Here is a 15,091-nt window from a genome sequence, read left to right as displayed (position 1 = left end):
GCCCGCGCCGCAACGTGAACACCGTCACGGTCGTCATCAGGCGCCGACTAGGCTGGAGCGGATCGACACCCAGGTTGGCAAGAGAGGTCATCGCAATGCGTGAGTTCAGTGTTCCCGCGCCGTTCACCGTCGAGGAGCACGACAACGTCGCCGCGGTCGTCTTCGAACACGAGCGCAACAGCCCCGACTTCGTCATCTACCAGCGGTTGGTCGACGGGGCCTGGACCGACGTCACCTGTGCCACTGCCGCCGCGCAGATCCGTTCGGCCGCACTGGGCCTGATCAGCCAGGGTGTCGCGGCCGGCGACCGGGTGGTCCTCTTCTCGGCGACCCGCTACGAGTGGGCCATCCTGGACTACGCGATCCTGTCCATCGGCGCGGTGACCGTTCCGATCTACGAGACGTCGTCGGCCGAGCAGGTCCGCTGGGTCATGCAGGACTCCAGCGCGGTGGTGGCGTTCGCCGAAACCGACGCCCACGCCCAGATTGTCAACGAACTCGCCGGCGACCTGCCGTCGCTGCGGCGGGTGTTCACCATCGACGGCTCGGACACCCCGGCACTCGATGAGCTCGCCGCGGCCGCCGCAGGCCAGGACCCGGCACAGGTCACCGCGCGCCTCGAGGCGCTACGGGCCACCGACCCGGCGACGCTGATCTATACCTCGGGCACCACCGGACGCCCCAAGGGCTGCGAGCTCACCCACTCCAACCTCCTGCACGAGGTGCGCGGCACCCAGGCCGCACTCCCGACGCTGATGACTTCGGGCCAGCGTCTGCTGGTCTTCCTGCCGCTGGCCCACGTATTGGCTCGCGCCCTGAGCATCGCGGGCTTCGCCAACAAGGTCACGGTCGGATTCACCAGCGACATCAAGAACCTGGTGCCGATGTTCTCGGTGTTCAAGCCGACCGTGGTGGTGTCGGTGCCCCGGGTGTTCGAGAAGGTGTACAACACCGCGGCCCAAAACGCCGCCAACGACGGCAAGGGCCGCATCTTCGAGATCGCGGCCCAGACCGCGGTGGACTGGAGCGAGGCCACCGACCGCGGCGGCCCCGGCCTGTTGCTGCGCGCCAAGCACGCCCTGTTCGACAAACTGGTGTACCACAAGCTGCGTACCGCGCTGGGCGGCAACTGCCGCGCCTCGGTCTCCGGCGGAGCGCCGCTGGGCGAGCGGCTGGGCCACTTCTACCGCGGCGTCGGGCTGTCCATCTACGAGGGCTACGGGCTGACCGAGACCACTGCCGCCATCACCGTCAACCCGGTCGGCGGCATGAAGGTCGGGACCGTCGGAAAGCTGGTGCCCGGCAACAGCATGCGCATCGCCGAGGACGGCGAGCTGCTGGTGCGCGGCGGCGTGGTCTTCAGCGGCTACTGGCAGAACGAGCAGGCCACTGCCGACGCGTTCACCGACGGCTGGTTCCGCACCGGTGACCTGGCCGCCATCGACGACGAGGGCTACCTGAAGATCACCGGCCGCAAGAAGGAGATCATCGTCACCGCCGGCGGCAAGAACGTCGCCCCCGCCGTGCTCGAGGACCAGCTGCGGTCGCACCCGCTGATCAGCCAGGCGATGGTCGTCGGCGACGCCAAGCCGTTCATCGGCGCACTGATCACCATCGACCCCGAGGCCATCGAGGGCTGGAAGCAGCGCAACGGCAAGGCCAGCACCGCGACCCCGGCGGACCTGGCCACCGACCCGGATCTGCTCGCTGAGGTAGACGCGGCGGTCAAGCAGGCCAATCTGTCGGTCTCGCATGCCGAGTCGATCCGCAAATTCCAGATCCTGCCGGTCGACTTCACCGAGGCCACCGGCGAGCTGACCCCCACGATGAAGGTCAAGCGCAACGTGGTCGCGGAGAAGTTTGCCGACGCGATCGAGGCGATCTACGCCAAGGGCTGAGCTATCTGCGCCGAATGTGCGGAATCGTCGGCCGAACGGGCCGCTTTGCCCATCAAAGCGCACACTCGCGGGAGGTCAGGCCTGTAGCAGGTCGGCCATGCGTCCGGCCAGCGTGTCCCAGCGCCAGTGCCCCGTCGCCCATTCGCGCCCGGCGGCACCCATCGCGGCGGCCCGGTCGGGGTCGGCAAGCAGTCCGGCGACGGCGTCACCGATCTGCTCCACAGCCCGGCCGTCGACCACCAACCCGGTCCGGTTGTGCAGGACCGTTTCGGGGGCACCACCCGAGTCGCCGGCAACCACCGGCACCCCGGCCGCCGAGGCCTCCAGGAACACGATGCCCAGGCCCTCCACGTCAAGCCCGGCGCCGCGGGTGCGACATGGCATCGCGAACACATCACCGAGTGAGTAGTAAGCCGGCAGTTCGGCGGCCGGAACACCGCCGGTGAAGGTCACCGCGTCGGCAACGCCGCACTCGTCGGCCAGCTTGTGCAGCGTCTCGGCGTAGGGACCGCCGCCGACGATCACCAGTGCGGCCCCGTCTACGCGTTTCCGGATCGCCGGCAGCGCCCTGATCAACATGTCCTGGCCCTTGCGGGGCACCAGTCGCGATACGCACACCACGGTGGGACGCTCCCCCAGCCCATGCCGAGCCCGTAGTTCGGCGCGCGCCGCGGGATCGGGACGGAACCGGTCGGTGTCCACTCCGGGCGGCAGGTGCTCCAACGCGGCGTCGGGGCCGAACGCCGAGGCGAATCGGCCGCGGGTGTAGTGGCTGACGAACGTGACGGTATCGCAGGAGTCGCCGATGCGGCGCAACACCGAGCGAGCCCCGGGCAGCATCGACCAGCCCACCTCGTGACCGTGCGTGCTGGCCACCACCCGGGTGGCACCGGCAGAGCGTGCCCGCTGCGCCTCCAGCGCCAGCGGGGCGGCCGCACCGAACCAGACGGTCTGGGCCCCGTGGTCGGCGATGAGCCGGCGCATCCGGGCGTCCACCGCCGGACCCGGCACCATCAGCGTGCCGGGATGGCGCACCACCTGGTAGCCGGCCGATTTCGCAGCGTCATCGAAGGCCTCAGCGCCCTTCCACCGGGGCGCATAGACCGTCACGTCATGGCGCCCGCTACCGCTGATGCGGCGCACCAGCTCTTCCAGGTAGCACTGGATGCCGCCGGGACGCGGCGGAAAATCATTGGTTACCAGCAGGACCCGGCTCACTGCAGGGATGCTAGCGGGCTGACGATGCGGGCCGCCCCCGGACTGGGGGCGAAGTACGCCATCTAGGCTGGCGACCGGCGGCGACGGGCACCGAATTCTGCGCCGGTGACAGAAGGAGGACGTCCGTGACCAGCCGCGTGGTCAATGCGCAAACCACCTCGCGATCGCAGGTGGCGGCCTGGGCGCTCTGGGACTGCGGCGCGACGGGCGTCAACGCTGTCGTGGGCACCTTCGTGTTCTCGGTGTATCTGACCGGTCAAGTCGGCGCGGGCCTGCCCGGCGCCACGACGCCGGCAAGCTGGCTCGGCAAGGCGCTGACGTTCGCGGGACTGTTCATCGCACTCCTGGCACCCGTGATCGGGGTCTGGGTCAACGCCCCACAACGTCGCCGCGCCGCACTCGCGCTGTTCACCGGCCTGGTGGTCGTGCTGACCGCGATGATGAGCCTCATCGATGCCGACTATCACTATCTCGGGTTCGGACTGGCGCTGCTGGCCTGCACCGCGGTCTGCAGCGACCTGGCAACGGTGCCCTACAACGCCGTGCTGGGCCAACTGTCGACACCGCAGAATTCCGGCAGGATCTCAGGAATCGGCTCGGCCTCAGGCTTTTTCGGCAGTGTGTTGTTGCTGCTGATCCTCTATGTCGGGTTCATCGCCGGCGATGGTGAAACCCGGGGCCTGTTCGGTCTTGCCGTCGACCACGGCCAGTACATCCGGGTGGCGATGCTGGTGGCCGCCGGCTGGCTGATCGTGTTCGCCGGTCCCCTGCTCTTTCTGGTGCGTACTCCGCCAACCACCGAGCCGGCGCCGGCAGTCGGGCTCGTCAGCGCCTACCGCACGCTGTGGCAAGAGATCAAGGCCGAATGGCGTCGCGATCGCAACGTCATCTACTACCTGCTGGCCAGCGCGGTGTTTCGCGATGGGCTCACCGGGATCTTCGCGTTCGGCGCGGTGCTCGGTGTCAGCGTGTACGGCGTATCGCAAGCCGACGTGCTGATCTTCGGCGTCTGCGTCAGCATCGTCGCCGCGGTGGGCGCGGTCGTGGGCGGCCGGCTCGCCGACCGCGCCGGTCCCAAGCCCGTCATCATCGGATCGCTGGCCGCGATGGTCGCGGTCGGGCTGACCCTGCTGACCGCCTCCGGGCCGGTGGCGTTCTGGATCTGCGGGCTGTTGCTCTGCCTGTTCGTCGGTCCGATTCTGGCGTCCGCCAGGGCGCTGATGCTGCGCATGTCCGCACCGGGCAAGGAGGGCGTGGCCTTCGGCCTCTACACCACCGCCGGTCGCGCCGCGTCATTCCTGGCGCCCTGGATGTTCTTCACCTTTGTCGATCTGTTCGGCACCGACCGGGCCGGCATGGGTGGACTGTGTGTGGTCCTGGTGGCCGGCCTGATCGCCATGGTCGCCGTTCGGACACCCCGCGAGGCGTCCTAGTCCATGTGGCTGACGGTGCTGGTGATGGCGTTTGCCGTCAGCCTCGAACCGTTCCGGATCGGTATGACGGTGTTGATGCTGAACCGGCCGCGGCCGGTGCTGCAACTGGCCGCGTTCCTGATCGGCGGCTTCGCGATGGGGATGACCGTGGGGCTGGTCGTCTTGTTCGTCCTACGACGGCGCCTACTCGGCTCGACCTATGTCACATTGCCCCATGTTCAAATCCTGATCGGGGCGCTGGCGCTGCTGGCCGCCGCCGCGGTTGCCACCAAGGACAGGTGGTCGCGCCGAGCCACGCCGGCGATGCCGGCCCAGCGCCTGTTGCGCAGCAGCTCGCCGTGGATTGCGGCGGCGGCCGGCTTGGGGATCGCGTTGCCCTCGGTGGACTACCTGGCCGCACTCGCCGTCATCCTGGCCTCCGGTGCCGCGGTCACCACACAGGTCGGGGCGTTGCTGATGTTCCACGTCGTGGCGTTCGCCCTGATCGAGATCCCGCTGCTGGCATATGTATTCGCGCCCCAGCAGACGCAGGCGGCGATCACCACGGTCAACGACTGGATTCGGTCACGTCGCCGCGTCGAGGTCGCCACCCTGCTCGCCGTCGTCGGCAGCCTGCTGCTCGTCGCCGGCATCCTCAGTCGCTGACGGTGTCGGCCGGCGCGCCTCCTGCGTCAAGCGGCACCGCCGGAACGAGTTCACCCGGCTGGACGCCTGAGAGCCTCGGCCCAGCGCTGCCACCCGGCGAGCAGCTCGGGCAGATTCACCTCGAGCACCAACGGCACCGCCACTGCCGGCGGCACGTGCCCGGGGCCGCAGGCGGTCAGATACAGCTCGCGCAGCTTGGCCGTCCCGAAGCGGTCAGCCACGAAGCGAGCGAACTCCCACGCCCGGTCATAGGCCTGTGCCCGGCGCGGTCCGGGAGCATCCAGGTCGGCATCCGACGGCAACGCCACGACTCCTTCTGCGGGCGCGTTCGCCCGATTCCCGTCGGGCCGAGCGACGAAATCGGCTACCCCCTCGGTGAGCCAACGCGGCGCATCGAAGGCAGTGTCGGTGCGGGCTGCGTAATGAAAAAGCTCATGGGTCAACACGATTCGCAGCGCCGGTGTACTCATCGCTTCCGCGCGGGGCGCGAAGACGATCCGCTGTCCAACTGCTGACCGACGCTCCGGATCCACCCGGTCGGCGACCGCGACTGCGGCGACATCGGACCACTGGGCAATATCAGCGCTGTCGTGGCCGGCGAGAGCGACGAACTGGCGATCCGAGCCGGTGGCCGTCACCTGAATGCGATGCGACCAGTCGGTCCCCCAGAACGCTTCGACCGCGTCGACCGCCGATCCGATATTCGCGGCCACCCGCGACAGCAGCTCCTCGCCGCGCTGACCGCCGAGATTCTCCAGAACGACGCTGCGGTCATCGCCGACGATCAACGGCTCGGTTGCCGGCCGACCAGCAGCAGCGCCGAGCAGCACGACACCGCCGATCAGCTCGGCAGCAAGCAGCGCCGCAAGCAGGCGGCGGATTCCCCGGCGCTCAGTAACGGCGGGCGTTGTGGATCGGGCCGGAGGAGTTCATCGGCACCACCCGGACCGGCTGACCGTAGGTGGACGAGTGGATCATCATGCCGTCGCCGACGTAGATGCCCGAGTGCGACGCGTCCGAATAGAAGGTCAGCACGTCACCGGGCTGCAGGTCTGACAGCGACACCGCCTGCCCGCCGTTGGCCTGCGCCTGGCTGGAGTGCGGCAGGTTGATGCCGGCCTGGTGGAACGCCCACATCACCAGACCGGAGCAGTCGAATCCGCCCGGTGCGGCCCCGCCCCAGACGTAGGGCGTGCCGACCTGGGTCAACGCCGCCTGCACGGCGGTCGCAGCGGACCCACCACCGGGCGCGGCCATTGCCATATCCATCGGGGGCGGTGCGTCGGATCCGGGCATCGGGAATCCCGGGAAACCAGGAGCCGGCGGCATGCCCTCGGGGGCGGGCTCGCCCGGTACGGCTTCGGGCCCTGCGCCCGGCCCGGCCATCGCCGTGCGCTGTTGCGGCGTCAGTGCGTAGTACTGCGATTTCACCACTGAGATCTGCAGCTGCAGTCGGCTTTGGCGGGCCTGCAGCTCGGCGCGGACCGCGGCGGCCTGCTCGGCCGCCGTCCGGGCGTCGTCAGCCGACTTGGCGGAGGCCTGTTCAGCCTGATCAGCCTGCTCGCTGGCGGTACGGAAACGGTCCAGCTGCACCGCCAGGTCGCCGGCAACCACCCGCTGCACACCGAGCTTGTCGATCAGTTGTTGCGGAGACTCGGCGGTCAGAATCGCGTCCGCGCCGCCGACCCGGCCACCCATATAGGTGGTGGCGGCGAAGCGATTGACCGCGGTTCGGTAGGTGGACAGCTGATCGCGGGCCGCATCCAGGGCGGCTTGGTCGGCGTTGTGCGCGTTGTCCGCGGCCTGCTGCGCGGCGAGCTTCTCGTCGAGATTGAGCTGCGCGGTGTGCATGGCCTCAGTGGTCTGTTCGGCCTGCCGGGACAGTTCGCTGAGCTTGGCCAGGGCGTCGTCGGCGGGGTCTGCGTGGACGTTTCCGACCAACACGCTGCTAAAAGTCGTGACACCGGCCACCAAACCGGCCGCGGCGCCGAGGGCAGGGCGCCTCAATGCACGCAGACGCCACTGCATACGTTCGAGCTCCAAGATTGCATCCTTAACACTGCCCAGGGCGGTACAGGGGGTATACCGCCGCCGAAACGTAAGGTCTCGAATAGGTTACGGAATGGCAACGTCGTTGTCCATCACGAATTGCCGACTGTAACAGTCAGGATTGTGAAAATTCTAAGGCCACTTATCCCGGTTCGTCCCAGGTCAGGCCACACCCGAACGGCGCGACGGACCGCGCTCGCCGCGGATCGGGACTAACCGCAATCGCGGCGCCATCCCGGCCTCGGCAAGCACATCGAGCGCCGCCCGCTCGTCTTCGAGCAGCTCGTTGGGCACACCCAGGAGCACGCTGACCACACAATCCCGGCACGCCGGTCCGCGCACCGCGCAATCATCGCAGTCGATCACCATCGGATCCGAGTCCGCCCGGCGCGCGCCGCGGTCATCCGAGTACCCCGAGATCTGTCCCATGACGATTCCTCTCGATCAGTTGCCGGCACGCTAACTCCGGGCACCGACAACCCGACTTCGATGCCGCGGCCCCAGCTTCACCCCTCGTCCGTCGAGCCTGGTGTCGGTGCGTGCGCATACGGTTCGGCCATGACCACCGGCTCCGGCGCAGCACAGCTGAGCTTCCCCCCTTTCGATGCCCAGCTCGAAGCCGAATTCGACCCCACCCCGGCCACGCTGCGCGACACCACATTCGTGGTGGTGGATCTGGAGACCACCGGCGGCCGGGCCGCGCCCAAAGGGGACGACGAAGCGGACGCCATCACCGAGATCGGCGCGGTCAAAGTGCGTGGTGGAGTGATCGAGGGCGAGTTCGCCACGCTGATCAACCCGCAGCGCGGCATTCCGCCGCAGATCGTTCGGCTGACCGGTATCACCACCGCCATGGTCTACGAGGCGCCCACGATCGACGCCGTGCTGCCGTCCTTCCTCGAATTCGCCGGATTCGACCGCGGGACCGTGCTGGTCGCCCACAACGCCGGGTTCGACGTCGGGTTCTTGACCGCCGCCGCACAGCGCTGCGATCTGGCCTGGCCGCGGCCGCCGGTGCTGTGCACGGTACGGCTGGCACGCCGGGTGCTCAGCCGCGACGAGGCGCCCAGTGTCCGGCTTGCCGAGTTGGCCCGACTGTTCGCGGTGAGCACCACCCCCACCCACCGGGCACTCGACGACGCCCGAGCCACCGTCGACGTGCTGCACGCGCTGATCGAGCGGCTGGGCAACCAGCAGGTCAACACCTTCGTCGACCTGCGCGCCTACCTGTCGCACACGACACCGGCCCAGCGCCGCAAGCGCAGCCTGGCCGTCGGGCTCCCGGAGCTGCCCGGGGTCTACCTGTTCCGCGGCCCGTCCGACGAAGTGCTCTACATCGGCACCTCTACCAACCTGCGCCGACGGGTCGGGCAGTACTTCAACGGCTCCGAACGCCGTAGCCGCATCGCCGAGATGGTGGCTCTGGCCACCCGGATCGATCACGTCGAATGCGCGCATCCACTGGAGGCCGGGGTGCGCGAACTACGGCTGCTGGCCGCGGCCGCTCCGCCCTACAACCGACGATCGAAGTTTCCCCGGCGGTGGTGGTGGATCACCCTGTCTAACGAGGCTTTCCCCCGCCTGACCGTGGTGCGCTCCCCGCGCCACGACCGGGCCATCGGCCCATTCCGTTCTCGGGCTGACGCCGCCGAGTCCGCAGTCCTGTTTTCACGATTCACCGGAACCCGCACCTGCACAACGCGATTGGGCCGGACCGGTCGGCACTCGTGCCCGCCGGCCGAAGTCAGCCCCTGCCCGGCGACACCGAACATCACCGCAGACGAGTACGCCGAAGCGGTCGGGCGCGCGGGGGCGTTGCTCGACGGTGCCGACAACGGCGCCCTGGGCGCCGCCGTGCAGCAGGTGAACGCGCTGGCGGATCGTGGGCACTACGAGAGTGCGGCACGGCTGCGCGATCGCACCGCGGCAGCCATCGATGCGCTATGGCGCAGCCAGCGCGCCCGGGCGCTGGTGGCCCTGCCCGAGCTGGTGGCCGCGGCGCCGGATGGCGCCGGTGGGTGGCAGCTCGCGGTGATCCGCCACGGCCGGTTGGCTGCCGCGGGGTGCGCTGCGCGCGGTGTCCCGCCGATGCCCGTTGTCGATGCGATCACGCTGGGGGCCGAGACGGTGCTGCCCGAGCCGGCGCCGTTGGCCGGCGCTCTGGTCGAGGAGACCATGCTCATCGCCCGCTGGCTGGCAGCTCCCGGGGTGCGCATCGTGCGCGTCGCAGAACCCGACGGCTGGACTTCCCCGCTGGGTTCGGCCGGGCCGTGGACGTCGTGGGCGGCGCTGGCCCGCTCGGCGCGGCTGGCCTCAGAGCTGAGCGCCGAAGCGGACCCAGCGAGCCAACAACTGTTCGGCCGCGCCGCTGTCGATCGCCTCGACCGCTCGCGCCAGCCCGTCCTCCCAGGCCGGCAACCACTCAGCGCTGCTGGATAGCCCCGCATGGGCCACGATCGCGCCGGCCGCGTTGAGCACCACAGCGTCGCGCACCGCCCCCTTGGTTCCGCCCAGCACCGAGCGGGCCTCCTCGGCGTTGGCCTGCGCGTCCCCGCCGAGCAGCTCGCCCACCTCTGCGCGGGCAAACCCGAAACCGGCCGGGTCGAACGTCAGCCGATCGATGGTGCCGGCTTGCACTCGCCAGATCGTGCTGGTCGTGGTGGTGGTCAGTTCGTCGAGGCCGTCATCCCCGTGCACCACCAGCACGCTGGACCGCCGCGCTGCGAACACACCGGCCATCACTTCGGCCAACTCACCGAACGCGCATCCGATCAGACCGGCCCGCGGTCGCGCCGGGTTGGTCAGCGGCCCCAGCAGGTTGAACACCGTCGGGACGCCGATCTCGCGCCGCGCCACCGAGGCATTGCGATACGACGGCTGGAATTGCGGGGCGAAGCAGAATCCGATGCCGACCTCGGCGACACTGCGCGCCACCTCGTCGGGCCCCAGGTCGATGCGCACTCCCAGCGCCTCCAGGGTGTCGGCGCCCCCGGACAGCGAGCTCGCCGACCGGTTGCCGTGTTTGACCACTGGCACGCCGGCAGCGGCCACCACGATCGCCGCCATGGTGGACAGGTTCACCGTGTTGGCGCCGTCCCCGCCGGTGCCCACCACGTCGACGGTGTCGGTACCGATCTTGTCGGTGGGCACCTTGCGCCCGAAGGCCAGCATGACGTCGGCCAGCTCACCCACCTCGGCGGCGGTCGGCCCCTTCATCTGCATCGCCACCCCGAACGCCGCAATCTGCGCGGAGGTGGCGGCGCCGGCCATGATCTGCTCCATCGCCCAGGCCGCCTGGCCCCGAGGCAGGTCTCTACCGGACGTCAGTCCGCCCAGGACCTGTCGCCACTGCACTATCTGCGCTTTCGGCTCCGCCGCACTACCTGCCTCGACCACGCGCCGATCGTCGCACGCGGCCTGCGCGAGGCCAAAGCCAACCGGAAACAGGACGGGAGCAGAGCGCTAACGGCGCGCTCACGCGCACGTAACGACACGGACAACACCAGTTCAAACGAATTGCCAGCCCCGGGTGGAGTTCTACAACTACATAGCGTCATACTTGCGGGGTGACGAGCGCTGTGGGGTCCTCGGGTACTGCCATTACTTCGCGTGTGCATTCGCTGAACCGTCCCAACATGGTCAGCGTCGGCACCATCGTGTGGCTGTCCAGTGAATTGATGTTCTTTGCCGGTTTGTTCGCGATGTACTTCACGGCACGCGCGCAGTCCGGTGGTGCCTGGCCACCACCGCCAACGGAGTTGAATCTCGCGCTGGCGGTCCCGGTGACGCTGGTGCTGATCGCGTCATCGTTCACCTGCCAGATGGGCGTGTTCGCCGCCGAGCGCGGCGACGTGTTCGGGCTGCGCCGGTGGTACCTCCTGACCTTCCTGATGGGACTGTTCTTCGTCTGCGGCCAGGCCTACGAGTACTCCCACCTGATCGCGCACGGCACCACCATCCCGTCGAGTGCCTACGGCACCGTGTTCTACCTGACCACCGGGTTCCACGGCCTGCACGTCATCGGTGGGTTGGTCGCCTTCATCTTCCTGATGCTGCGCACCACGATGAGCAAGTTCACCCCGGCTCAGGCCACCGCCTCGATCGTCGTGTCCTACTACTGGCACTTCGTCGACATCGTGTGGATCGCCCTGTTCGCCACGATCTACTTCATCCGATGAGCAACCGCCCGATGAACAGGAGTGTCCGGTTGAAGACACTGAAGAAGTGGGCCCGACCTGGCAACAACGACACCGTCGCCCGCCGGCGCCTGCGCCGTCGGGCCTCCGGCGGACTGCTGCTGCTGGTCGCCCTGGCCCTGGCCGGTGGAATGGCCGCGCTGCTGACCCCGACCCCGCAGATCGCGGTGGCCGACGAGTCGGCCTCGGCCCTGCTGCGGACCGGTAAGCAGCTCTTCGACACCTCGTGTGTGAGCTGTCACGGTGCCAACCTGCAGGGTGAGGTGGGCCGCGGCCCGAGCCTGATCGGCGTCGGCGAAGCCGCCGTCTACTTCCAGGTCTCCAGCGGCCGGATGCCCGCCGTCCGCGGTGAGGCGCAAGCCCCCCGCACCTACCCGTTCTTCGACGACAAGCAGATCGACGCCCTGGGCGCCTACGTCCAGGCCAACGGCGGCGGCCCCACCGTGGTGCGCAACGCCGACGGCAGCATCGCGCAGGCTTCGCTGCGCGGTGACGACCTGGGCCGCGGCGGCGACCTCTTCCGCCTCAACTGCGCGTCCTGCCACAACTTCACCGGCCGGGGCGGCGCCCTGTCCTCGGGTAAGTACGCACCGGACCTGGAGCCGGCCAGCGAGCAGCAGATCCTGACCGCGATGCTGTCCGGCCCGCAGAACATGCCGCGTTTCTCCGACCGGCAGATCTCCATGGAGGAGAAGAAGGACATCATCGCCTACGTGAAATCCGTTACCGAGGAACGGGATCCGGGCGGCTACGGGCTCGGCGGGTTCGGCCCGGCGCCCGAGGGCATGGTGATTTGGATTATCGGCATGGTCGCAGCCATCGCCGCGGCAATGTGGATCGGGGCACGCTCATGAGCAGCAACGACAAGACCGAACTCCCTGACGACGCAGCATTGGCGACGATGACCAACGACGAGCTGCTCGCTCTCGGCGGCAGCATCGACGGCGTCAACACCGTCTTCAAGGAGCCGCGCTGGCCGGTCGAGGGCACTCGGGCCGAGAAGCGCGCCGAGCGCCGGGTCGCGGCCTGGTTCCTGGCCGGTGGCGGCTTCGGGCTCGCCCTGCTGCTGGTCTTCCTGTTCTGGCCGTGGGAGTACGCGCCGCTGGAGTCCCCGAACGGCTTGGCCTACTCGCTGGCAACTCCGCTGTACGGCTTGACCTTCGGGCTCTCGGTGCTGTGCATCGCCATCGGCGCGGTGCTGTTCGTCAAGAAGTTCATCCCCGAAGAGATCACCATCCAGGACCGTCACGACGGCAGCTCCCCCGAGATCGACCGTAAGACCGTGGCAGCCCAGCTGACCGACGCGTTCGAGGGCTCGACCATCGGGCGGCGCAAGCTGCTGGGTGCGTCCCTGGGAGTCGGGTTCGGCGCGTTCGGCCTGGGCACCCTGGTCGCCGGCGCCGGCGGCCTGATCAAGAACCCTTGGAAGCCGGTCGTCGACACCGCCGAAGGCAAGAAGGCCGCGCTGTGGACTTCCGGGTGGACCCCGCGCTACGCCGGCGAGACCATCTACCTGGCCCGCGCAACCGGCCAGAGCACCAACTCGCCGTTCGTCAAGATGCGGCCCGAGGACCTCGACGCCGGCGGTATGGAGACGGTGTTCCCGTGGCGCGAGTCCGACGGCGACGGCACTACCGAGGAATCGAACGAGAAGCTCACCGCGATCATGATGGGCGTCCGTAATCCGGTGATGCTGATCCGCATCCGGCCGGACGACATGCCCAAGGTGGTCAAGCGCCAGGGCCAGGAGAGCTTCAACTACGGAGACTTCTTCGCCTACACCAAGATCTGCTCGCACCTGGGTTGCCCGTCTTCCCTGTTCGAGCAGCAGACCTATCGGATCCTGTGCCCGTGCCACCAGTCGCAGTTCGACGCGTTGCACTTCGCCAAGCCGGTCTTCGGCCCGGCGGCTCGCGCACTGGCACAGCTGCCGATCACTATTGACGCCAATGGGCATCTGGTCGCCAACGGCGACTTCGTGGAACCTGTCGGACCGGCCTTCTGGGAGCGCACCTCATGAGCCCTGCAATCGGCGACCTGCTCGCACGCCAAGCAGACGACATCGATACCCGGTACCACCCGGCGGCCGCACTGCGCCGCCAGTTCAACAAGGTCTTCCCGACGCACTGGTCGTTCCTGCTCGGTGAGATCGCGTTGTACAGCTTCATCATCTTGCTGCTGTCCGGCGTCTACCTGACGCTGTTCTTCGACCCGTCGATGGCCGAGGTCATCTACCACGGCGTCTACCAGCCGCTCAACGGCGTGCAGATGTCGCGGGCCTACGAGTCGGCGCTGGACATCTCCTTCGAGGTCCGCGGCGGCCTGTTCGTCCGCCAGCTGCACCACTGGGCCGCGCTGATGTTCGCGGCGTCGATCATGGTGCACCTGGCGCGCATCTTCTTCACCGGCGCGTTCCGCCGGCCGCGTGAGGCCAACTGGGTGATCGGGTCACTGCTGCTGATCCTGGCCATGTTCGAGGGCTACTTCGGTTACTCGCTGCCCGACGACCTGCTGTCCGGTATCGGTCTGCGCGCCGCGCTGTCCTCGATCACGCTGGGTATGCCGGTGATCGGCACCTGGTTGCACTGGGCGCTGTTCGGCGGCGACTTCCCGGGCACCATCTTGATCCCCCGGCTCTACGCACTGCACATTCTGCTGATTCCGGGCATCATCCTGGCCCTGATCGGCGTGCACATGGCGCTGGTGTGGTTCCAGAAGCACACCCAGTTCCCCGGCCCGGGCCGCACCGAGACCAACGTCGTCGGCGTGCGGGTGCTGCCGGTCTTCGCGATCAAGTCGGGCGCGTTCTTCGCGATGATCACCGGCCTGCTGGGCCTGATGGGCGGGTTGCTGCAGATCAACGCGATCTGGAACCTTGGCCCCTACCGCCCGTCGCAGGTGTCGGCAGGTAGCCAGCCGGACTTCTACATGATGTGGACCGAGGGTCTGGCTCGTCTCTGGCCGGCCTGGGAGTTCTACTTCTGGGGCCACACCGTGCCCGGTCCGGTCGGTGTCGCGCTGATCATGGGCGGCGTCTTCGGCCTGCTGATGGTCTACCCCTTCCTGGAGAAGAAGTTCACCGGCGACTACGCGCACCACAACCTGCTGCAGCGTCCCCGGGACGCTCCGGTCCGTACCGCGATCGGCGCCATGGCGATCAGCTTCTACATGGTGCTGACCCTGGCTGCGATGAACGACATCATCGCGTGGAAGTTCCACATCTCGCTGAACGCGACGACCTGGATCGGCCGTATCGGGATGGTGGTCCTGCCGCCGTTTATCTTCTTCATCACCTACCGGTGGTGCATCGGCCTGCAGCGCAGTGACCGCGACGTGCTCGAGCACGGCATCGAGACCGGCATCATCAAGCGGCTGCCGCACGGTGCCTACATCGAGCTGCACCAGCCGCTGGGCCCGGTCGACGACCACGGCCACCCGATTCCGCTGGAATACGCCGGTGCACCGCTGCCCAAGAAGATGAACAAGCTCGGTTCGGGCGGTGCTCCCGGTCGGGGCAGCTTCCTGACGGCCGACCCGGTCGAAGAGGACGCCGCGCTCAACGAGGCGGCACACGCCAGCGAGCGGCGGGCGCTGACCGCGCTGGCCGAGCACCAAGGCGGTAACACCAACGGTCACCACTAGGCCTGACGGG

General features: G+C 68.5%; 12 protein-coding genes and 1 pseudogene. 8 read left to right on the top strand and 5 right to left on the bottom strand.

Annotated elements, in window-relative coordinates; translation table 11 throughout:
- Positions 1-95 precede the first annotated feature (95 nt).
- On the top strand, positions 96-1,898 hold the full coding sequence (locus tag RCP37_RS08820) for an AMP-dependent synthetase/ligase (RefSeq protein ID WP_308486504.1): 1,803 nt from the start codon (positions 96-98) through the stop codon (positions 1,896-1,898).
- 75 nt (positions 1,899-1,973) lie between these two features.
- Here RCP37_RS08820 and RCP37_RS08815 read toward each other — a convergent pair whose 3' ends face one another.
- Positions 1,974-3,116: a glycosyltransferase family 4 protein gene (locus tag RCP37_RS08815; RefSeq protein WP_308486503.1), complete on the bottom strand. Its 1,143-nt coding sequence runs from the start codon at positions 3,114-3,116 to the stop codon at positions 1,974-1,976.
- A gap of 125 nt (positions 3,117-3,241) precedes the next feature.
- On the opposite strand from RCP37_RS08815, the gene RCP37_RS08810 reads away from it, so the two are divergent.
- Both RCP37_RS08810 and RCP37_RS08805 read left to right on the top strand, forming a co-directional pair.
- A complete protein-coding gene (locus tag RCP37_RS08810) occupies positions 3,242-4,549 on the top strand; it encodes an MFS transporter (protein ID WP_308486502.1) in 1,308 nt (435 codons plus the stop codon).
- Positions 4,550-4,552: 3 nt separating this feature from the next.
- On the top strand, positions 4,553-5,194 hold the full coding sequence (locus tag RCP37_RS08805; protein WP_308486501.1) for a GAP family protein: 642 nt from the start codon (positions 4,553-4,555) through the stop codon (positions 5,192-5,194).
- 50 nt (positions 5,195-5,244) lie between these two features.
- Here the strand turns inward: RCP37_RS08805 and RCP37_RS08800 are convergent, their stop codons facing one another.
- The 3 genes from RCP37_RS08800 to RCP37_RS08790 all read right to left on the bottom strand — a co-directional run bounded on the left by RCP37_RS08800 (position 5,245) and on the right by RCP37_RS08790 (position 7,672).
- Complete coding sequence (locus RCP37_RS08800) at positions 5,245-6,021, bottom strand: hypothetical protein (protein ID WP_308487000.1); 777 nt, start codon at positions 6,019-6,021, stop codon at positions 5,245-5,247.
- 64 nt (positions 6,022-6,085) lie between these two features.
- Positions 6,086-7,222 (bottom strand): peptidoglycan hydrolase RipC, encoded by a 1,137-nt coding sequence (gene ripC / locus RCP37_RS08795; RefSeq protein ID WP_373693168.1) that lies wholly within the window; start codon positions 7,220-7,222, stop codon positions 6,086-6,088.
- A 183-nt stretch (positions 7,223-7,405) separates the two neighbouring features.
- The gene (locus RCP37_RS08790; protein WP_373693131.1) at positions 7,406-7,672 is read right to left on the bottom strand and encodes a hypothetical protein; all 267 of its coding nucleotides are present in this window, start codon (positions 7,670-7,672) and stop codon (positions 7,406-7,408) included.
- Between the two features lie 60 nt (positions 7,673-7,732).
- Between RCP37_RS08790 and RCP37_RS08785 the strand changes: the two are divergent.
- Positions 7,733-9,619: pseudogene (locus RCP37_RS08785) on the top strand (DEDD exonuclease domain-containing protein); the annotation flags it as partial.
- On the opposite strand, the gene trpD reads toward RCP37_RS08785, so the two are convergent.
- Positions 9,557-10,639 carry an anthranilate phosphoribosyltransferase gene (trpD, locus tag RCP37_RS08780; RefSeq protein WP_308486499.1) on the bottom strand — a complete coding sequence of 361 codons (1,083 nt, stop codon included), beginning with the start codon at positions 10,637-10,639 and terminating at the stop codon, positions 9,557-9,559. The pseudogene RCP37_RS08785 and the gene trpD overlap by 63 nt on opposite strands.
- Before the next feature lie 170 nt (positions 10,640-10,809).
- On the opposite strand from trpD, the gene ctaE reads away from it, so the two are divergent.
- Genes ctaE through qcrB form a run of 4 tightly spaced genes read left to right on the top strand, consistent with a single transcriptional unit; the run spans position 10,810 to position 15,081 of the window.
- A complete protein-coding gene (ctaE, locus tag RCP37_RS08775; protein WP_046283762.1) occupies positions 10,810-11,421 on the top strand; it encodes an aa3-type cytochrome oxidase subunit III in 612 nt (203 codons plus the stop codon).
- Entirely contained in the window at positions 11,418-12,293 is an 876-nt protein-coding gene (gene qcrC, locus RCP37_RS08770) for a cytochrome bc1 complex diheme cytochrome c subunit (RefSeq protein WP_308486498.1), read from the top strand. The genes ctaE and qcrC overlap by 4 nt, the downstream gene beginning before the upstream one ends.
- The gene (gene qcrA, locus RCP37_RS08765; RefSeq protein ID WP_308486497.1) at positions 12,290-13,459 is read left to right on the top strand and encodes a cytochrome bc1 complex Rieske iron-sulfur subunit; all 1,170 of its coding nucleotides are present in this window, start codon (positions 12,290-12,292) and stop codon (positions 13,457-13,459) included. Before qcrC ends, qcrA begins: the two co-directional genes overlap by 4 nt.
- Positions 13,456-15,081 carry a cytochrome bc1 complex cytochrome b subunit gene (gene qcrB / locus RCP37_RS08760; RefSeq protein WP_308486496.1) on the top strand — a complete coding sequence of 542 codons (1,626 nt, stop codon included), beginning with the start codon at positions 13,456-13,458 and terminating at the stop codon, positions 15,079-15,081. The genes qcrA and qcrB overlap by 4 nt, the downstream gene beginning before the upstream one ends.
- The last annotated feature ends 10 nt before the right edge of the window (positions 15,082-15,091 follow it).

The organism is Mycolicibacter sp. MU0102, from assembly GCF_963378105.1.
GTDB classification, from domain to species: domain Bacteria; phylum Actinomycetota; class Actinomycetes; order Mycobacteriales; family Mycobacteriaceae; genus Mycobacterium; species Mycobacterium holstebronense.
The sequence above is the reverse complement of the archived record's forward strand: the minus strand, read 5'-3'. Positions and strand labels throughout refer to the sequence as shown.